General features: G+C 45.4%; 21 protein-coding genes. 17 read left to right on the top strand and 4 right to left on the bottom strand.

Translation table 11 applies throughout. The features are described 5' to 3' along the window. The first annotated feature begins 73 nt into the window (after positions 1-73). The 3 genes from EDC63_RS11645 (at position 74) to EDC63_RS11635 (ending at position 1,765) form a co-directional block, all read left to right on the top strand. A complete protein-coding gene (locus EDC63_RS11645) occupies positions 74-619 on the top strand; it encodes a cytochrome c oxidase assembly protein (RefSeq protein WP_124946229.1) in 546 nt (181 codons plus the stop codon). Positions 620-637: 18 nt separating this feature from the next. Next, complete coding sequence (locus EDC63_RS11640) at positions 638-847, top strand: DUF2970 domain-containing protein (protein WP_124946228.1); 210 nt, start codon at positions 638-640, stop codon at positions 845-847. A 69-nt stretch (positions 848-916) separates the two neighbouring features. Continuing rightward, positions 917-1,765: a cytochrome c oxidase subunit 3 gene (locus EDC63_RS11635; RefSeq protein ID WP_124946227.1), complete on the top strand. Its 849-nt coding sequence runs from the start codon at positions 917-919 to the stop codon at positions 1,763-1,765. Positions 1,766-1,809: 44 nt separating this feature from the next. Here EDC63_RS11635 and EDC63_RS11630 read toward each other — a convergent pair whose 3' ends face one another. Next, on the bottom strand, positions 1,810-2,013 hold the full coding sequence (locus EDC63_RS11630) for a twin transmembrane helix small protein (RefSeq protein ID WP_124946226.1): 204 nt from the start codon (positions 2,011-2,013) through the stop codon (positions 1,810-1,812). Between the two features lie 50 nt (positions 2,014-2,063). Here EDC63_RS11630 and EDC63_RS11625 point away from each other — a divergent pair, with 50 nt between their 5' ends. The 14 genes from EDC63_RS11625 (at position 2,064) to ccoS (ending at position 15,288) form a co-directional block, all read left to right on the top strand. Next, on the top strand, positions 2,064-2,816 hold the full coding sequence (locus tag EDC63_RS11625) for an SURF1 family protein (RefSeq protein WP_223248261.1): 753 nt from the start codon (positions 2,064-2,066) through the stop codon (positions 2,814-2,816). Next, positions 2,800-3,408 carry an SCO family protein gene (locus tag EDC63_RS11620; protein ID WP_124946225.1) on the top strand — a complete coding sequence of 203 codons (609 nt, stop codon included), beginning with the start codon at positions 2,800-2,802 and terminating at the stop codon, positions 3,406-3,408. The genes EDC63_RS11625 and EDC63_RS11620 overlap by 17 nt, the downstream gene beginning before the upstream one ends. Positions 3,409-3,473: 65 nt before the next feature. Further along, positions 3,474-4,376: a heme o synthase gene (gene cyoE, locus EDC63_RS11615; protein ID WP_124946224.1), complete on the top strand. Its 903-nt coding sequence runs from the start codon at positions 3,474-3,476 to the stop codon at positions 4,374-4,376. A gap of 8 nt (positions 4,377-4,384) precedes the next feature. Beyond that, positions 4,385-5,365 (top strand): COX15/CtaA family protein, encoded by a 981-nt coding sequence (locus EDC63_RS11610; protein WP_124946223.1) that lies wholly within the window; start codon positions 4,385-4,387, stop codon positions 5,363-5,365. 144 nt (positions 5,366-5,509) lie between these two features. Beyond that, a complete protein-coding gene (locus EDC63_RS11605; RefSeq protein WP_124946222.1) occupies positions 5,510-5,968 on the top strand; it encodes an RrF2 family transcriptional regulator in 459 nt (152 codons plus the stop codon). 45 nt (positions 5,969-6,013) lie between these two features. Next, positions 6,014-6,616: an SCO family protein gene (locus EDC63_RS11600; protein ID WP_223248260.1), complete on the top strand. Its 603-nt coding sequence runs from the start codon at positions 6,014-6,016 to the stop codon at positions 6,614-6,616. 140 nt (positions 6,617-6,756) lie between these two features. Next, positions 6,757-8,217, top strand: coding sequence for a cytochrome-c oxidase, cbb3-type subunit I (gene ccoN / locus EDC63_RS11595; RefSeq protein WP_124946220.1), 1,461 nt, complete (start codon positions 6,757-6,759; stop codon positions 8,215-8,217). 132 nt (positions 8,218-8,349) lie between these two features. Next, positions 8,350-9,093 (top strand): cytochrome-c oxidase, cbb3-type subunit II, encoded by a 744-nt coding sequence (ccoO, locus tag EDC63_RS11590; protein WP_124946218.1) that lies wholly within the window; start codon positions 8,350-8,352, stop codon positions 9,091-9,093. Between the two features lie 13 nt (positions 9,094-9,106). Further along, a complete protein-coding gene (locus tag EDC63_RS11585) occupies positions 9,107-9,298 on the top strand; it encodes a cbb3-type cytochrome oxidase subunit 3 (protein WP_124946216.1) in 192 nt (63 codons plus the stop codon). Continuing rightward, a complete protein-coding gene (gene ccoP / locus EDC63_RS11580; protein WP_124946214.1) occupies positions 9,295-10,215 on the top strand; it encodes a cytochrome-c oxidase, cbb3-type subunit III in 921 nt (306 codons plus the stop codon). Before EDC63_RS11585 ends, ccoP begins: the two co-directional genes overlap by 4 nt. A gap of 111 nt (positions 10,216-10,326) precedes the next feature. Next, positions 10,327-11,802, top strand: a complete 1,476-nt coding sequence (gene ccoG, locus EDC63_RS11575; RefSeq protein WP_306307885.1) for a cytochrome c oxidase accessory protein CcoG — start codon at positions 10,327-10,329, stop codon at positions 11,800-11,802. After that, entirely contained in the window at positions 11,799-12,596 is a 798-nt protein-coding gene (locus tag EDC63_RS11570; protein ID WP_124946213.1) for a FixH family protein, read from the top strand. The genes ccoG and EDC63_RS11570 overlap by 4 nt, the downstream gene beginning before the upstream one ends. Next, complete coding sequence (locus EDC63_RS11565; RefSeq protein WP_124946211.1) at positions 12,593-15,001, top strand: heavy metal translocating P-type ATPase; 2,409 nt, start codon at positions 12,593-12,595, stop codon at positions 14,999-15,001. Before EDC63_RS11570 ends, EDC63_RS11565 begins: the two co-directional genes overlap by 4 nt. A gap of 101 nt (positions 15,002-15,102) precedes the next feature. Next, positions 15,103-15,288 carry a cbb3-type cytochrome oxidase assembly protein CcoS gene (ccoS, locus tag EDC63_RS11560; RefSeq protein ID WP_124946209.1) on the top strand — a complete coding sequence of 62 codons (186 nt, stop codon included), beginning with the start codon at positions 15,103-15,105 and terminating at the stop codon, positions 15,286-15,288. Between the two features lie 204 nt (positions 15,289-15,492). Here ccoS and rpoH read toward each other — a convergent pair whose 3' ends face one another. The 3 genes from rpoH to EDC63_RS11545 all read right to left on the bottom strand — a co-directional run bounded on the left by rpoH (position 15,493) and on the right by EDC63_RS11545 (position 19,535). After that, complete coding sequence (gene rpoH / locus EDC63_RS11555; RefSeq protein WP_124946207.1) at positions 15,493-16,353, bottom strand: RNA polymerase sigma factor RpoH; 861 nt, start codon at positions 16,351-16,353, stop codon at positions 15,493-15,495. Between the two features lie 255 nt (positions 16,354-16,608). After that, the gene (locus EDC63_RS11550) at positions 16,609-17,835 is read right to left on the bottom strand and encodes a DUF1501 domain-containing protein (RefSeq protein WP_124946205.1); all 1,227 of its coding nucleotides are present in this window, start codon (positions 17,833-17,835) and stop codon (positions 16,609-16,611) included. 29 nt (positions 17,836-17,864) lie between these two features. Continuing rightward, complete coding sequence (locus EDC63_RS11545) at positions 17,865-19,535, bottom strand: DUF1800 domain-containing protein (protein WP_165922986.1); 1,671 nt, start codon at positions 19,533-19,535, stop codon at positions 17,865-17,867. Positions 19,536-20,198: the final 663 nt, after the last annotated feature.

Here is a 20,198-nt window from a genome sequence, read left to right as displayed (position 1 = left end):
GTAACCGCTTTCATTTTGGCGGGCATAGCAGTATTCCTTTTTGCCTGGACTTTTATCAGTCAGTGGAAATAGCATGAGTCTTGAGTCCACAAATAAGGCTGTTTTAAAAAAGCTGATGGTTGTTACTCTGAGTATGTTTGGGTTCGCCTATGCTTTGGTACCCATGTACAACATTGCGTGCAATCAGGGTTGGTTTATACAAGAGCGTATAGATGCATCGGAATTCAACACGCAGGTAGATACTACTCGCTGGATTACGGTGGAGTTTTTAGCCAACGTAAATGAAAAAATGCCCTGGAAATTCGAGCCGCAACAAAAGAGCATCAGAATTCATCCGGGCGCTTTAACTCACATAGTGTATGACGTCGCCAATACGACAGACCGTCAGATAGTGGGGCAGGCGGTACCAAGTTACGGGCCAGCACTTGCAGGAAAATATTTTAAAAAAATTCAGTGTTTTTGTTTTTCACAGCAAACGATGAAACCGGGAGAGTTCAGAGCGATGCCGGTAGTTTTTGTGGTAGAACCTACGCTGCCTAAAGATGTAAACACAATCACACTTTCCTATACCTTTTTTGAGTTGGAAAAAGAAGCTAAGTCGGCAGGAAAAGATGTGTAAGGCTTACTGAGGGAAGTGATGGGGAATGAAACAAAAAAGTCTGAAGAACTTTCAGCCATGCGGGCAATGAAAGCCGTATTCTGGAGTTTTTTTGGGGTGCGACGAGGTAAGGATTATCAAGCGGATGTCACGCATCTTACACCGACTCAATTGATCATTGCCGGCATTGTAAGTGCTATTTTGTTTGTTGCCGCCATAGTGGTACTGGTTTATTTTGTCACTCGATAACAAGAATTTAAATATTAAGTTTGTCAGAGAATTATCTAAAGCAATCAACATCCTAAATGGAGGTGAAACATGAGTGAAAGTCACGATAGGTATTATTTGGCACCACCCTCATACTGGCCAATTGTTGGCTCGGCTGCTCTATTTTTGATGGCGGTTGGTTTTGTGATGACCTTAAATCACCGAGGTGGTGGGGGCGCAATTCTGTCGGCCGGATTTGTGGTTTTTGCGATTATGTTGTTTGGCTGGTTTGGTACAGTCATACGGGAAAGTGAAGGTGGCTTATTTAACAAGCAAGTAGATAAATCTTTCCGCATGGGAATGAGCTGGTTTATTTTTTCCGAAGTCATGTTTTTTGCAGCCTTTTTCGGTGCCCTCTTCTACGCGCGGGTATTATCTGTGCCATGGCTGGGAACAGGCGATACCATGCGTGAGCTATGGCCTGCATTCCAGGCGACATGGCCAACCAGTGGGCCAGGAGGCAAACCATTCACTCCGATGGGTGCCTGGGGAATTCCAGCAATTAATACATTGTTGTTACTCACCTCCGGCGCTACCGTCACATGGGCACACTGGGGACTGCTTAAAAACAAGCGTTCTCAACTGATTCTTGGATTGTTTCTCACAGTTGCCTTGGGTGCAACGTTTATAACCTTGCAAGCGGTTGAATACCATCATGCCTATACCGAACTTGGTTTGACTATGGGTGCGGGTGTGTATGGCGCGACATTCTTTATATTGACAGGTTTTCACGGCTTCCATGTCACCATGGGAACCATCATGTTAATCGTGATTATGTTACGTTCAATGAAAGGTCATTTTAAGCCAGACCACCATTTCGGATTTGAAGCTGTAGCCTGGTACTGGCACTTTGTGGATGTGGTCTGGTTACTCTTGTTTGTATTTGTTTACTGGCTATAACGCTTTAGCAGTAAAGCAAATTTCGAGGGGGCATGTAAGCGACTTTATATGCCTTTCTCAGGAATAAGACCAAAATAGTAACCAAGCATTAACAAAATAAATAATAAAAGGGACAGGGAAATACGGAATGTGAGTGCTTTGGCAGTTCGCTCACCTTTTCCCTGGTCTTTATAAAGAAAAGTTAAGGCACTAAACAGGCTGCCGATGATCAAGATGAGCATCAAGATGATCACAGTTTTGATAAGCATAGGAATCCTCCAGTTTTGTTACGTGGAATTATGCGACCAGGTGCTGAATTATGCAAATAAGTGACTATCGTTTTCGTCCGAAATTAATCCCGACGATTGCGACCCTGATAGTACTTCCGATCTTGATTAATCTGGGAATGTGGCAAGCAGGGAAGGCAGAAAAAAAACAAGCATTGCAAACAATGTATGACCAGCGTGGAAAAGGCCCGGTTATTCAAATAGGCTCGCAACCTTTGGATCCTGACACGATACGCTTCAGCAAGGTTATAGCTCGGGGAAATTACGAACCAGCTTATCAGATCTTACTGGATAACCAGATTTATCAGGGTAGAGCAGGGTATCAAGTGATAACGCCATTGCGTATCGAAGGCAGTGGCATGCATGTTCTGGTGTATCGGGGTTGGGTGCCAACAGGGAATGACAGGCGAGATCTGCCCCAGATCAAAACGCCGCAGGGTATTGTTGAAGTTACAGGCTATGCGCATATCCCTTCCAATAAGTTTTTTGAATTGGAGCAACCAGAAAATTCGATCACTGGATGGCAAAATGTTTGGCAAAATCTGGATATGGGGCGATACGAAAAAGCGGTATCGTTTGCTGTGCAACCAATAGCAATTTTGATGGAAACATCCAAACCTGAAAGTAGCTATGTGCAAGACTGGCCAAGACCAGATGCTCGTATAGGTGTGAATCGTGGCTATGCTATACAGTGGTATGCCATGTCAGTCGCATTGGTTGTTATTTATCTGGTGACGAATATCAAAAAATTGTCACAAGAGGAAAAAAATGAATCAGCAAACTAACAGTGTTAATGTGAAATCAAACAGACGTACCCTGATATTCGTGATGGCAATATTTGCCTTGCCGGTAATGGCATCCATGTTGCTTTACCTGACGGGGTGGAAGCCTTCTGCCACAGTCAATTATGGGCAGTTGATTCAGCCGGCACGCCAGATTGGAAATGAAACACTGACAACTCTGGATGGAGAATCTGTTCAGTTAAAAGCATTACATGGAAAATGGACGATGATGTATTTTGGCTCCTCGTCGTGCTCTGAAGCATGCATGAAAAATTTGTATTACATGCGCCAGGTGCATGCAGCACAAGGCAAAGAAGTGGACCGGTTACAACGCGTGTTCATTGTTACAGATACCCAGGCGGCAACAACGCTAAAAGGCAAGCTGGTTGAATACCCGGACATGTTGGTATGGAAAGCAGAAAATACCGTTATGGCAGACCTGGCAAAGCGATTTGGCGTCAAATATGAGCAATTAGCAGAGAATCATGGTATCTATTTAGTGGATCCTCAAGGCAATCTGATGATGCACTACGCACCTGGTTCTGACCCTGCAGGCATGCGCAAGGATATGGTGCGTTTGTTGAAATACTCATAGCACTGCGGGTTTAATTGATTTATCGAAACGGTAAAATTTTAATACGGTAATATAAGGGGAAGAACATGAATATGAGCGCTACATTGGTTCTGCAACAAACTGCTTGCAGCTGCCGAAGCTTTTATTTGCTGTGCAAGCCCAGAGTCACTTCCCTGATTGTTTTTACAGCTGTGATAGGCATGTTTCTGGCGTCGCCTGGCATGGTGTCGTTACCTTTATTGCTGGCGGCAACGCTGGGTATTGCCATGGTGTCCGGTGCAGCTGCAGCATTTAATTGTCTGATTGAGCAAAAGATTGATGCGCGAATGGCGCGTACCCGTGCCCGCCCATTACCAACCGGTCAAGTGACATCCTCTCAGACCGTATTATTTGCTTCCATTCTGGGGCTAATGGGGTTGAGCATGCTGTACCTGTTCGTCAATCCCTTGACCATGTGGTTAACACTGGCGACTTTTTTCGGCTATGCAGTGATTTATACAATCTTTTTGAAGCCTTCAACACCACTGAATATTGTAATTGGGGGCGCGTCGGGCGCTATGCCCCCGATATTGGGGTGGGCTGCCGTCACAAACGCCGTTCCTGCTGAATCACTTCTGCTCTTCCTGATCATCTTCGCCTGGACTCCTCCGCATTTTTGGGCACTGGCTCTGTATCGCAGAAAAGAGTACGCAAAATCTGGCCTGCCTATGCTGCCTGTAACGCATGGAGAGGAATTTACTCGGCTACATATCCTGCTTTACACCATTATTCTAGTGGCAGTGACGTTGATGCCGTTCAGTGTAGGTATGAGCGGTACGCTCTATCTGATTGGAGCCGCAGCGCTGGATGCAGGGTTTCTTTATTATGCAGTCAAACTTTATCGCGAATACAGCGATCAACTGGCGCAAAAAACATTTCGATTCTCGATCATTTATCTGACGGCTTTGTTTGCAGTGCTGCTGGCAGATCATTTTCTTCAGATGACATAATCTTGACCATGTATAAAAAGTTGGTATTTTTTACAGCTTTGCTTGCGCTTTGTGTTGTGGTGCTGGGTGCTTACGTCAGGCTGTCGGATGCAGGATTAGGCTGTCCGGACTGGCCTGGTTGCTATGGCAAGATTTCACCCCATCATGCAGCAGAAGACATCGCGCAAGCACAAGAAATTCAACCAGGTGGTCCGGTTTCCACGCATAAAGCCTGGAAAGAAATGGTACATCGATACTTTGCGGGTACGTTAGGATTGCTGATTGGCTTAATTGCATTGCTGGCCTGGCTGAAACGCAAAGAACTGGATCAGTCTCCAATTCTGCCTACACTGTTGGTGGGATTGGTCGTGTTTCAGGCGCTACTGGGAATGTGGACTGTAACGGAAAGGCTCAAACCTTTTATTGTAACCAGCCACCTCCTGGGTGGGTTGGCTACGTTAGCATTGCTAGTATGGCTGGCACTGAAGCAGCAGGGAGTTAACCGTTATGCAAAGCAGAATAAAGTATACAAGCTGAAAATTTGGGGGTTGATTGGTCTTTTGCTGGTATCTTTGCAAATTATTTTGGGTGGGTGGGTAAGCACCAATTATGCAGCTCTAGCCTGTTCAGGATTTCCTCAATGCAATGGACTTTGGTGGCCGAACATGGATTATTCCCATGCATTCCGGGTTGTCAGGGAACTCGGGATGACAGTAGACGGAGACTTTCTTTCGCGTGAAGGTCTGGTAGCGATTCACTGGACTCACCGGCTGGGTGCGTATGTTGTATTTTTATATCTGGTCTGGCTTGGATTGAAGTTGTTAAAAATGCCTTCTATGCGGGGTATCGCACAGGTAATGCTGCTGCTATTGTTTGTACAGGTTGGCTTGGGAATTTCCAATGTATTAATGAGCTTACCCTTGCCGGTCGCAGTAAGTCATAATTTGGGCGCGGCACTATTGTTGATAGTCATGGTTAATTTGAATTTTCGCTTAAATAAAGCAACTTAATCTGATTTTAATAATAAGAACTTCCTTTCAAACGCCAATTTTATTCTCAGAAAACCAGGCTATATAGAAACTTTAATTACGATATTCAGACCAAAAAGTTATATAATCGGGTAAAAATCAAATTCAATATTTGGGGTTTTTACCATGATTCTGTCACGCACAAGCCAGTACGCCGTTCAGGCGTTGATCTATATCGCAACCCAACCAAAGAACGAACCAGTCCTGAACCGTGATATCGCGGATCATCTTCATGTCCCTCCCGCTTACCTTGCAAAAATCATGCAAAGTCTTTGTAAAGGCAATCTGTTGTATTCGTTCCGTGGGCGATTAGGTGGGTTTTGCTTGAGAGAAGAAATGGAAAAAACCGATCTCATGCATATATTAACCTTGACTGAAGGAATCGGATTTACTCAGGATTGCTTATTAGGACTGAAGGTTTGCAAAGATGAAACAGCATGTCCCATGCACTTCAAATGGAAACCGATCAAGGAAAAAATAGTTGCCCTGTTAAAAGAGCAAACCCTGGAAAAACTTGCTAAAGCGGTACTGACTGGCAAATACAGGTTAGCAGATTTACCCGGCGCTGCAATCAGCCAGGAATGATCTATTATGAAAGTTTAAACTGCTGTGTTTAAAAAGGAGAAATGCTTGACGCGGAGCAACATCCCATTGCGTAACTGGTTGATCGGGTTGTTAACAGTCGTTCTGTTAACGGCATGTGGAGGAAAGCAGACTGCGGAATTCAAATCTACGGATATCACAGGAGCCGATTTTGGTCAGGATTTTCATCTAACCGATCATAACGGCAAACCACGAAAGCTCGCTGATTTTCGCGGCAAAGTTGTGATGATGTTTTTTGGCTATACTCACTGCCCGGATGTTTGTCCTACAACGTTGACAGAAATGGCTTTGCTGATTAAACAACTTGGAAAGGCTGGCGAGAAGGTGCAAGTGCTTTTTGTGACAGTAGACCCAGCGCGTGATACCCCGGAATTGCTGGCGCAGTATATGCCCGCATTTAATCCCGGATTTTTAGGTTTGTACGGTGATGAAGCGGCTACTGCAAAAGTAGCCAAAGATTTTCATATTTTTTATCAAAAGCAGCCGAGTGCTGATGGTAAACGATACACGATAGACCATTCTGCGGGCACGTATGTTTTTGATAAAAACGGACGCTTACGTCTTTTTATGCGCTATGGACAAAATTTGGATGATATAGAACATGATGTAAAAATTCTTTTATCTTCTTGAATTATAAATGATATTGGCTATTAGAATATTCTGATAGTTGAAAAAACAGATTGCGGGAGACCCTGCACTCAGTATATTATCCCGGGTTGACTGAATCTGTAACGTCAGTAGGGTAGAGTTTTGGAACTTAGGAGAAAATCATGTCGGCGGTAGGGATGACCAACACCGAGCAATATAACTATGATATTGTGAAGAAATTTGCAATCATGACCCTGGTTTGGGGTGTGATTGGGATGAGTGTGGGTGTGTATATAGCTTCAGAACTGGCGTTTCCATTTCTGAACTTTGATAGCGCATACTTCAGTTTTGGCCGGTTCCGTCCGGTGCATACCAGTGCTGTGATTTTTGGTTTTGGCGGTAGCGCGTTGTTTGCTACTTCCTACTACGTCGTTCAGCGCACCTGTCAGACTCGCTTATTCAGCGATGGCTTGGCAAGTTTCACTTTCTGGGGTTGGCAGGCAATTATTGCCTTGGCTGGTATCAGTTATGTGATGGGTTACTCTCAAGGGCGTGAATACGCTGAGATGGAGTGGCCAATTGATTTGCTGATCGAAGTGGTTTGGGTAGCGTATCTGGTTCTGTTTGTTGGTACCATCATGCGCCGCAAGCAACCACATATCTATGTAGCCAACTGGTTCTACCTTGCCTTTATTCTGGCAACCGCGCTGCTGCATACATTTAACAACCTTGCCGTGCCAGTTGGACTTTTCAGCATGAAGTCCTATAGCCTGTTCTCAGGCGTGCAGGATGCCATGACCCAATGGTGGTATGGACATAATGCAGTAGGTTTCTTTCTGACTGCAGCGTTCCTGGGAATGATGTACTACTTTGTGCCAAAGCAGGCTGGACGTCCGATATATTCCTATCGTCTGTCGATTGTTCACTTTTGGGCTCTAGGCTTTCTTTATATGTGGGTTGGTGCTCATCACTTGCACTGGACTGCATTGCCTGACTGGACCTCAACGCTGGCTGCAACATTCTCAGTGATGCTGCTGTTGCCTTCATGGGGCGGCATGATCAACGGTATCATGACATTATCTGGTGCCTGGGATAAGCTGCGTACCGATCCAATCATGCGCTTCCTGATCGTGGCATTGTCCTTCTACGGTATGTCCACTTTCGAAGGCCCGATGATGGCACTGAAAGATGTAAATGCACTGTCACACTACACTGACTGGACTGTTGGTCACGTTCATTCTGGTGCGCTGGGCTGGGTTGCCATGATTACATTCGGCTCCATGTATCACATGATCCCTAAATTGTGGGATACCAAGATGTATAGCATCAAGTTGATTTCCATCCATTTCTGGCTGGCTACAATCGGCGTGTTGCTTTATATCACCGCAATGTGGATTTCCGGGATCATGCAGGGTTTGATGTGGCGCGCGTTCGACGACTTTGGCAATCTGCAATATTCTTTTGCTGAGTCCGTTGCCGCAATGCACCCATTCTATGCAATGCGTGCTCTAGGTGGTGCGTTCTTCCTGACAGGTATGGTATTAATGGCATTTAATTGCTACATGACCATACGCCAAGGAAAGCGTGAAACCGAAGCACTTGAGGCAAAGCTGGCTGCTAAAATGGCAAAAGCTGGCGCTTAAGTAATTATCAAGTTACCCAGCCGATAGGGTTGGGTAACTGTTTGAAGGTTAGTGCAGAACGTAACGGATGATTGAAACGAAATAATTCAATGTTTCGTATTCAAGCTTCTGACAAGTGATGTGAGAGGACATATGTTTAACTTTAAACACGAATGGATTGAAACAAATATTGGACTGATGCTGGTGTTAACCATGCTTGCAATCAGTATTGGTGGTTTAGTGGAAATAGCGCCGCTATTCTTTATTAAAAGCACTGTTGAAAAAGTGGAAGGCGTACGGCCCTACACCGCTTTGGAAAGTCGCGGTCGTGACATTTTTGTACGTGAAGGGTGTTACCTTTGCCATTCGCAAATGATTCGTCCATTCCGTGACGAGGCATTGCGCTATGGTCATTACTCTTTGGCGGCTGAGTCAAAATATGACCATCCTTTCCAATGGGGTTCCAAGCGTACAGGTCCTGATCTGGCTCGTGTAGGTAAAAAATACTCTAATGAATGGCATGTGGCGCATTTGCTTGATCCAAAATCAATGGTACCTGAATCAGTGATGCCGCGTTACCCATGGCTACTTGCAACACCACTGGATACTTCAGACGTGTCCGAGCGTTTGATGGCTTTACGTGCAGTAGGTGTACCGTATTCCGCTAATCAAGCAGAAATGGATAACAACGTGAAGGAATTCGGCCCTGAAGTTGCCAAGCAGTTGCATATCCCTGATGCTCAGAAGAATCTGATTGCTCAGGCTCAGGAAGGTAACTATGACGGTGATCGCAGTAATGTGACCGAAATGGATGCTTTGGTTGCGTATTTGCAGGTATTGGGAACGATGGTTGATTTCAGCAAGTACGATAACGATCACTTCGTACAATATCGTTAAGGACGACAGTACTATGGGATGGATCGAATGGTTTGCGCACCCGGAAAACACCAAACCGGTTGCGTTATTAATATTATTTACCACGTTTGTATTGATCGTATTCTACGTATACGGGAGCAAATCGCGGGGGAATCGTCTGGAATCCTATAAAAATATGCCATTCCAAGATGAAGAAGAATCAGAAGTTAAGGAAGCCAAAAAATGAGTCAGGAAAAGTTGCAATCACAAACTGTGCAAACAACCGGCCACGCATGGGACGGTGACCTGCAGGAATATAATAACCCATTGCCAAACTGGTGGGTTTGGACGTTCTATGCAACCATTTTAGTATCAATTATTTACTGGTTGACCTACCCTGCTTGGCCTGTTGGAAAGGGATTCACAACCGGATTTGGCACAATCAGCTACGTCAATGACAAAGGGGTTGAGAAAACCACCCATTGGAATACACGTGCCTTGTTGCTGAAAGAAATGAACGAAGCGGAACTGAAGCAAAAGCCATTTGTTGATAAGATTATGGCTGCACCTTTCGATAAAATTGCAAAGGACCCCGAGCTGAACAACTTTGTGGTTTCCTCAGGTAAAGTGCTTTTTGCAGACAACTGTGCTGCTTGCCATCAAAGCGGTGGACAAGGGAAAGTGGGCTTCTTTCCCAATCTGGCTGATGATGATTGGCTGTATGGTGGGACTTTTGACAAAATTCAGGAAACCATTACGAATGGTCGTCACGGTTACATGCCCGCATTTAACGAAGTGCTGAACGGTGAGCAGATTGATAACCTGGCTAATTACGTATTGAGTCTCTCCGGTGAGAAAACAGATGCTGCTAAAGTGAAGGCAGGGGATACCCTGTTTCATAGCCAAACAGCTGCATGTTTCTACTGTCATGGTGATGATGCAAAAGGTCGTCAGATAATCGGTTCAGCCAATCTGACAGATAAAATCTGGCTGTGGGCGAATGTGCCAGCAGCAGAGACTGCTGAACTTAAATTAGATGCCGTTAAAAAAGTAATTGGTGAAGGTCTGAATAAAGGTGTGATGCCAGTATGGAAAGAACGCCTCAAGCCGGAACAAATCAAGATTTTAACCGTCTATGTACATGAGTTGGGCGGCGGTAAATAATGATACGTTCTCTCCACAATATGTGTGAGAGAGCTGGATAAAAGGTGAATACGTTTATCCAATAAATCATCTAAGACCTCGCCTGAAAGGGCGAGGTCTTTTGCTTCTGAGGTGTTTAAACTCGAAGCGGCAAGTTTTCTGGAGTACATGGTGCAAGCAGGTAGTGAAGAACAACGGTCGTTGTATCAAAAGCATATCCCAATCATTCCCCGATCAGTCAAAGGTAAATTCAGGAGTTTTAAATGGGGGGTGCTGGCATTTGCCTATGCCATCTATTTTGGCTTGCCTTGGTTGCCGTGGGCCAGACACGATGGTCCAAGTCAGGCGGTATTATTTGATATGGTCGGGCGCCGTTTCTTCTTATTCGATCTGGTGGTTTATCCACAAGACGTTTTCTGGCTGGCCTTGTTGCTGTTTTTAGCTGCAGTGCTACTGTTTTTTGTAACAGGATTGGTTGGCCGGGCTTTTTGTGGTTACTTCTGCTTTCAAACATTGTGGACAGAAGCTTTCATATTGGTTGAGCGCCTTGTGCAAGGTGAAAGGCCCGCGCGAATTCGGTTGTACAAACAGCCCTGGAATGCAGAAAAAGTCGGTAAATTTGCGCTAACGCATAGCGTATGGTTGCTGTTGTCTTTCTGGACGGCACTCACTTTCATACTGTATTACGGCTATGCACCTGCTTTGACTGTTGATTTTTTTACGGGAAATGCAGCGCAAGTAGCCTATTTTACCGTCATGATTTTAACTGCAACTACTTACGTCGCGGCCGGGTTGGCGCGTGAGCAAGTTTGCATGTATATGTGTCCTTATGCGCGCTTCCAGAGTGTCATGTATGACCCTGAAACGCTGGCGGTAGCTTATGACAAAAAACGAGGTGAAGGCACACTGGGCCGCATCATAGCCAGAAGTAGCATGAAATCTCGTGAAGATCGTCTGGCAAAAGGATACGGCGATTGCATTGATTGTGGTTTATGTGTGCAAGTTTGCCCAGTTGGAATTGATATCCGGGAAGGGATGCAATTTCCCTGTATTTCATGCGGGCTTTGCATTGATGCTTGCAACGGCATAATGGACTCTATGGGATACCCTAGAGGTCTGATTCGCTATGATTCAGAAGCTAATATGGAATCTCCCGCACCAGTTAAACCTAAATTACACTGGAAGCGGCTAAAAATCATCGGTAATGGGGCAGCCGTGTTGTTAATGGCAACTTATTTGTTGTATAGCATAGGTCATCGAACAAACTACGAAGAAACGGTTCAGCAAATTCGTCAGCCATTATTTGTCGTATTGTCAGACGGCCAGATTCGTAATCGTTACCAAATCAGAGTTACCAATAAATCCAGTACCGACGAGATATACCATATCGGTGTAAGTGGTATACCTGAAACTGCGCTCGATCTGGGTGAGATTGGCGAATTGAATGTACATGCGGGTAAAAGCTTGATGGTGCAAGCAAGCGTGAAACTTGAACCTGCCATGGCAAACAAGGTCCAACATTTTGCTTTTATCATTACACCAAAAAGTAAACCCGAAACCGCAACTAAGCGCATGACGCAATTTTATTCAAAGCATACTGAACAATGACATTACTTGAAACGCTATTTGGCGGGCTGATTTTAGTAGCCTTGCTGTATTTTGCACTGAAATTATTTGGTGTCTCCAATTACTGGCGAGGGGTCGTGAGTGGCGTCTTCCCGATAATGGCTTATATCGGATATAGCATGGTGCAGTGGCCCGGTGGAGAAGTTGTATCTATGCATGTTGCGGTTTATACAGCAACGGCAACTGTCCTGACTTTATTGGGCAGCAGAAAATCCAAGGATAATCAGCCTCTGCACTGGATACCCAAACTGATCACGGCTTTCTTTGTTATTTTGTTTATCATCATGGCAAATCTGATGTATATCGCCAGCAGAGGCGTGTCGCCCAGCATCGCAAAATGGCTGTTGCCTCCTGCAAAACATGCTGGAGCAGGATCAAATACCGCTTTTCCTGGCGTAGTAGCGCATGAAGGCGACGCCGCAGCTGCTGTAAACCAGCATTTGAAACAGTTGGAACGGCAACGCAAATTGGGCTGGCAGGTGGAATTGGTCGGGCTTGAGCAACTCAAACAGAACCAGGACCATACAATCGTTGTGCGATTAAAAGATAAGCAGCAGGCGCCGGTAGAAGCTGCAACGGTCAGTTTAAGCCTGTTGCGTCCCGCTACTGCGCTAGAAGACCAAAAGAGTATTGCCATGCCTGCAATCGGTGGCGGTGTGTATCAGGCTGTCGTGAAGTTGCAGAACTTTGGCCGGTGGGTGGCGGTGGTGGATGTGAGTAAAGGTGACGATCAATTTCAGGTACAAAAAAACGTCATTGTTTTGAAGTCTGAATGAAATTCACTTGCTACCATTGTGGGCAGCCAGTTCCTGATGATTTGGACCTGACAGTCAAAATAAGTGGCGAGTCACGCAGTATGTGTTGCCACGGATGTCAGGCTGTAGCAAAGACCATTGTTGATAATGGTCTGCAAGACTATTATCTGCACCGGACTTCAATGCCGGTAAGCGGTCAGGATGTTGTGCCTGATGAGCTTAAAAAGCTTTCCTTGTATGATCATCCGGATATCCAGAAAAGCTTTGTCATTGAAAATGATGCCCATATGAAGGAAGCCGTATTAATCCTTGAAGGCATTACGTGTGCAGCTTGTATATGGCTCAATGAACGGCATCTCAAGCAGCTGTCAGGGGTAAAGTCAGCCCAAGTCAATTATGCGACCCATCGAGCACGTATCAGCTGGGACGAAAACGTCATCAAGTTATCCACCATTCTGGCTGAAATACAGTTATTAGGCTACAACGCACATCCCTATAATGCGCAAACTTCAGATGCGCTACGTCAAAAGAAACGCAAGCTGGATTTAAGGCGTATTGCTATTGCCGGATTATCCGCAGCACAAGTCATGATGCTTGCGGTGGCATTGTATGCTGGCGCTGCATTCGGAATGGAAACCAGTACAGTACAACTTATGCGTTATGTCAGCCTGGGGCTTACCCTTCCTGTGGTGTTCTATGCGGCGTTACCCTTTTACCGTAGTGCCTGGTACGCATTGCGATCGCGTAAACTTTCAATGGATGTCCCCGTCAGTATCGCCATAATCAGTGCTTTTATAGGCAGTACCTGGATCACCTTTCATGGGAAAGGTGTGGTGTATTTTGATGCAATAACCATGTTTGCCTTGTTTTTGCTTGCCGCCCGATTTCTGGAGCAAGGTGCCAAAGAAAAATCTGTTGAGGCTGCTGAAAATCTTTTAAAGCTTGCACCGGCCATGACGATCAGAATTAGGGATGGAAAGCAGGAGGTCGTGCCAGTATTGGATCTGGAAATGGGCGATATGATTCTGGCTAAGCCAGGAGAGGCCATTGCTGCAGATGCAGTGGTGGTGGAAGGGGAAAGTAGTGCAGATGAAGCACTGCTGACGGGAGAAAGTCGGTCTGTTCCCAAAAAACCAGGTGATTCTGTCATCGCGGGTAGCATTAATCTAGATGGACCTTTATTTCTGCAAGTGAGTGGTGTGGGGGAGAATACCGTGCTTGCAGGTATCGTCAGAATGCTTGATCGCGCGCAAGCTGAAAAACCGCGAATTGCACAAATGGCAGACAGAGTAGCGGGTTACTTTACTGGAGTTCTGCTGGTATTGACACTGATTGCAGGCGGTATTTGGTTATGGATAGACCCAAGTAAAACATTTGAGGTGGTGCTTGCTGTGCTGGTTGTGACGTGCCCTTGCGCGTTGTCTATTGCTGCACCAGCTGCTATGGCTGCAGCGGGGTCGCATTTGTTGCAAAGAGGAACCCTGCTAACACGGGGGCATGCATTGGAAACGCTCGCACAAGTGAATCATGTGGTTTTCGATAAAACCGGCACACTTACTTATGGTAAGCCAGTCCTGCAAAAGTCCATAGCGCTTGGTAAAGTTGATGCAGAGCTTTGTCTGCGATTAGCTGCCAGTCTGGAGCAGGCATCAGAACATCCACTTGCTGCGAGTTTTTTGAATGCAGTAGATCAAAGTACATTATTTCTCGTTGAAAAAGCACAGAATATTCCTGGAAAAGGCGTGTCGGGCATGATTGATGGCGTAGCTTATACGCTGGGAAATATAACCGTAGTTGAAAACAGATCAATAACTGAGTTGGGACTCCCTGAAGAAGTTCAGGCGGGGGCTACGGTGGTGTGGTTAGCCAGTGAAAATGAAACTTTGGGCGCATTTGTTTTGTCTGATGAGTTAAGGGCTGATGCTATTGAGCTGGTATCGCAGCTAAAGCAGGCGGGAATCCGCGTGTCAATCTTGAGCGGTGATTCTGAGGGTGCCGTAAAATATTTTGCAGATAAATTGGATATCGACACATATAGTTCGAGTATGCGTCCTGAAGATAAACTTGCTGCGCTTCAAGTGATGCAAAAAGCAGGTGATGTAGTCGCCATGATAGGAGATGGCGTGAATGATGCGCCAGTTCTGGCGGGTGCGCAGGTTTCATTTGCAATGGGTGGCGGTACGCAAGTTGCGCATGCAAGTAGCGATATTGTATTGTTATCAGAAAAGCTGGTTGAAATTTGGCACGCCATTGAACTTGGGCGAGAGTCAATAAAAGTTATCCGACAGAATTTCGTCTGGGCAATTGGTTATAACTTTCTTGCACTGCCTTTTGCAGCTGTTGGGTTTGTTCCGCCTTGGCTGGCTTCGTTAGGTATGTCGACCAGTTCTCTTATTGTGGTGTTAAATGCACTTCGATTAAAGTAAGCATTCGATTTTACAGGGCTAATCTGTGGAGTTTGAAGTGCACCTATAAAAAGCAATTAAATTACAATGTTTGAATTTTTACGTTTGCATGTTTGGATTATATGACAGGTATTCTGGTATTTTTATTGAGCCTTACAGCTGTAATGATTATTGCGGCTGGTGTGGGTATCTTTTGGGCCATCAAAAGTGGGCAGTTTGAGGATATGGAAGGTCCGGCACAACGTATTTTAATGGATGATGATGATCCTCTCATACCGCACAATAGGTTGAAGGATAAAGAAGAATAGATTAGAATGAGAATAAGTTTTAATCAGATTTGGAGTAATTGAAATGGCTGCATTTTTTAGAAAAGAAAATCTTCCCATGACCTTGGTTGTTGGTTTGATTGTATTTGCATGGATGAGCTTTTTGAGCGTGATTCTCGCTTGATAGCAGGAATTCAGGAATAAAAAAACCGCACATTGTGCGGTTTTTTTATTCCTGGTCAAACATTACGCAGTAGCACCAGCGCCCATAATGGTTTTCATTTTTTGTAACGCCTTTTGTTCGATCTGACGGATTCGTTCGGCAGAAACAGAAAACTCCGAAGCAAGATCATGCAAAGTAGCACTGTCTTTTTCCATGAGCCAACGTGCTTCGATAATACGCCGCGAACGATCATCCAGACTGTCGAGCGCCAGTTTCATGCCATCACTGCGCATTCTTTCAGACTCTTCAGCTTCTAACTGCTGATCGGGTTCAGCGTGGGGGTCTGCAAGGAAAGCAATCGGTCCATAGTGGTACTCTTCATCATCACCAACCGGTTCTAGTGAGATGTCCTGACCAGATAGTCTGGTTTCCATTTCAGTCACTTCTTCCGGCTTGACTCCTAACTGCTTCGCCATATTCTGAATTTCTTCATGGCTTAAATGACCATGTCCGGTCTTCATGCTACGCAAGTTGAAGAACAATTTGCGCTGGGCTTTTGTTGTCGCAATCTTTACCAGGCGCCAGTTGCGCAAGACAAATTCATGAATTTCAGCACGAATCCAGTGAACAGCAAATGACACCAGACGCACGCCGCGTTCCGGATCAAAGCGTTTTACCGCTTTCATCAAGCCGATATTACCTTCCTGAATCAGGTCAGCCTGTGGCAACCCATACCCTGTATAGCCACGAGCAATGTTAACAACAACACGCAAATGAGAAAGTACCAAAGTATGCGCAGCCTCAACATCGTTGTCTGCTTTCAGACGACGACCAAGATTAAGTTCTTCGTCTGGCGTCAGCATAGGAAGCGAATTCACTGTGTGAATGTAGCTTTCCAGGCTGGGAACGGAATAAGGTGAGGGAAACGCTAAAGCTTGGGTCATGTATTAATTCCTCCTAGGTGTAATTCTAGCACTCGCAGAGTAAGAGTGCCAATATGAGGAGAAAGTTCCTTTATTTCTTCATTGATTTTGCAATAAAGGGGTGTTCATGGTTAATGCAAATGATGGGGTATTTTAAATATTATAATGAGTTTAAGTACTTAATTAATTGGAGTAAGTGGTTGTTGTTTAGAGTGGGTAGATTGGGTTATATGCTGTACGCACTGCTCGTAATTGGAGCAGTGCGGTGTTACATGATTAGCCAACTGCCAAACCTAACGGGTTTAAGGTGAAGCCGGGGAATACTTGGTCAAGCATGGGATTGCCAAGCCTTTTCAGAACAATTTCGCCTAATACTGTTCTAAAGTCTGTTGTTACGGCCAAGTCCCCTTGGTCCAGAGAAGCAGTAGAAAGGCCTGGCCAGCGACCATATACTTTTCCGCCCAGTATATTGCCGCCCATCGCGATCATTGCACTGCCATGGCCATGATCTGTCCCACCCGATGCATTTTCTTTGACGCGCCGCCCAAATTCGGTCATGACGACCACAGTGACCTGTCCCATAAGGTTGCCAAGATCTGTGTTCAGCGCACCGAGGGAATTTGCCAGTGTTGCAACATTGTTTGCAAACATTCCCGTTGCCCCCCCCTCATTTGAGTGGGTATCCCATCCACCCAGATCTATGTTGGCAGCGGCCAAGCCTATGTTAGCCTTGATCATTTGCGCAATATTTGCCATTTGGCGACCAAATGTATTGGTGGGATATACGGCGCCATTAGCAGGCTGATAGGGGGATGCTGTAAGTCCGGATGCAAGGCTGACTGCGCTCAGGGTTTGAGTGCCTGCTGCTGCAAGCATGTCGGTGCCTGAGTACATACTCCGTAATGCGAGTTCTACACTGGTGCCGCCGGCTACTCGAAAGCCTGCAAGGCTATCAAATCCCAAGGGGGGGATTGTGCCGCGAAGTGATTTTTGGGTATGTGAACTGAGTCCAACTGCGGTAAATGTCTCTGCGGTAATGCCCATGCTTTGAAGGTGGCGAGCAATCCATCCGCTTCCCTGGAAGGGGTTGCCTGGCGTTCCGGATTCAATATAGTCTTGCTGGTCAAAATGAGAACGTGAAGGATCCGGCGAACCGGCCGCATCAATGATTGCTAGCGTTTTTTGTTTGAATAGGGTGTGCAGTGAGGTGGCTGCAGGATGGAAACCAAAAAAACCATCCAAATCCAATGCTGTTCCAGCTTGTCCTATGACTGGCGCAGGAATGGCAATGGTTGTACGGTTGGCATAATAGGCTGGATCGCCATAGGGTACGACCAGATTTAATGTATCTGCACCACCCCGCAGGAAGACTGTTATCAAGGTATCGCCTCTGTAGCTGCCAGGTGCGGCAAAGGCAAGTTGGGGCGTTATTCCGTTTGCAGCGGTTGCAGCGGCAAGCCCACTGCCCATTTTTAAAAACTCACGTCTTGAGATTTTATTCATTTTAAAACTCCTGGTATAAGCGGGCTGGATTATTTCACTTGAAACTCTGGACTGGATAACATTGCGCCTATCGTGGCTGGAAGCAGCCGTGTGAGAGTTGCAGCAGGTATAGGCTGGGTTGTGGATTGTCCGCCCGCCAACAGGGTCACAATGGTGTTATGTGATGTTGACGATAGCGGTTTGCCTAATAATCGCTGTTCAAGTTGTGAGGTAATGCCTTCTGCAGTGAGTGTGGAATCAATCAGACCAGACAGGTTCACACTGATCCCTGTTATACCTTTTGTTAATGCTTGCGCGAAGTTCCAGCGATTGAGTAACCCTGATGCGTTTAACCAGGACGCGGCGCTGTCCGGGTAACCTGTTGGTGGCTGCCATGAGAAGGGGAATTGATCCAATCTATCAAGATATTTACCTATAGCCGTCGGCGTGTCTAAACTTGCACCCAGTACTCTCAAAGCTGCAGCCATATAATCAAATGGACGACGTAATTTTTTTCCTTGCGAAGCGCCAAAATCAGCAGACATCGTGATGGCGCGAATGGTTTGCGCGATATTGCCTTGGTTTGCCATGAATACAGCACTTATTTCTGCGATTAAGCTACTGGAAGGATTATCGCTAACCAGTTTTTGGCACAGTTTTTTTGCAATAAACTGTGCTGTTGAGGGATGGTTGGCGAGTATATCCAGTACCATCTCACCTTCCTGTTGTCCGTTTGAGGGGATGGCATATCCGAGTACGTTTTTGGTTCCGTTGTCGTGTATGGTTGCATCAAACATGAACTCCCCGGTGGTCTGGTTAACTGTCCAGCCGGTAAAGCATCGTGCAACTTCTTTGACGTCCGTCTCTGTGTAGCCGCCTTTTACTCCCAGGGTGTGGAGTTCCATGACTTCCCGAGCGTAGTTTTCATTGGGACTTTTGCCACGATTTACGCGATTATCCAGATAATAGAGCATGGCTGGACTATGAGCGCTGTGCCCTAATAAATTACGAAAACGTCCGAGTGCATTGGTTCTGATCCCTTTATCATCAGCAAATTTGAGAGGTAGTACACCTTCCTTGTTAATGTCGACATTAAAATGGTCACTCCAGAACTCGGTCATGATCTCCAACAGTTGACGTTTGCTCATTACTTTGCGCAACAATGTGGCAGATAGAAGTTCATCCGATAATGAACGCTTTTGTGCGCTGATAGTGGTGGAATCGCGAAGTTGTGCATTGGTTTGGCTCAGGGCGGGAATTGTAGCCAGACGTTGATCCAGGGTGCTATCGTCAATTTGGCTGGGGTTAAGTTGCTGGGTTAGCCAGGTACTGAACTGCATTTTGGTAACATTATTCAAATCCCCTGTTGCTGGGCCATAGCTTAAACGTGTTACTGCTAATAGTGCTAAATCCATTTCACTTGCAGGAGAGGTTGGATTTGCTGGTGTACTTCCTGTGCCAGGTTGCGCAGGTGTCGTATTGTTATTTCCTGGCGCACCGTTAGTGGTGGGTGGTGGTGTGGAGCCTGTGGTGCCGCCACTTTCCAGTTTAGGATCTCTTGGGCAGTATTTTTCGGATTTGACGTTGTGGAAATGTTTGGATTTACGTTTGTGGTCGCGTCGCATTTCTCGCTCAAGTGCTTCTTTTTTTGCGCTTTCGTATTTCTCTTTGAAAATGTGTTTTTCTTTTAAATTGTCAATTGCATTTCGTATTGCTTCCATTGTGATCTCCACCTCATTGGTAATATTGGAATCACACATATCAGAGAAAGTCGCAAAGTAAGCGCCTGGCGTGCTTTGCTCATGACATTGCAAAAATATAGGTGATTATTTTTTGCTAAAAAACAAAAATCAGGGCCAACGAAACATGAAGATACGCTGTAAGTCGTAGCGTGAAACTTTGCGTGACTTGTATGTCATTGACAAAAGAACAATAAAAAATGCTTATTAAAAACCAAATTCGTCGGCATAGTCACAAGTTAAAGCAAGAAATATGCCAAGTAAATTGATGTTACAAGTATATATGCATAATTTCAGCGTATGATTGATGAAAAACCTAAATATTTCCAGATAAACTGAAAAAACAGGTCGAAATTGCGACTAATTACGGCGAGATGTGACAAATTTTGTCACATTGTGGGGAATGTTTTGGTGATGGGAATGATTGTATTGCTTTGTTTTGAAAATGGTATAGACAATAAAGTTTATCGCTACAAAAATTCTAAAAAATTCTCGAACAGGGCTAAATTTTTTTGTCTGTGCGGTTTGAAAGGTGAAGGGCGTGGAGGAATAAAACTAAGTAAAGTCTATTGATGTATGACATAAGGATATTCATGGTTGGGCGAGCCAAGATAGCAAGCTAGGGAGAGCAAGACTTCTCCAGTG

Origin of the sequence: Sulfurirhabdus autotrophica (assembly GCF_004346685.1) — a bacterium.
Taxonomy (GTDB): Bacteria; Pseudomonadota; Gammaproteobacteria; order Burkholderiales; family SMCO01; genus Sulfurirhabdus; species Sulfurirhabdus autotrophica.
The sequence above is the reverse complement of the archived record's forward strand: the minus strand, read 5'-3'. Positions and strand labels throughout refer to the sequence as shown.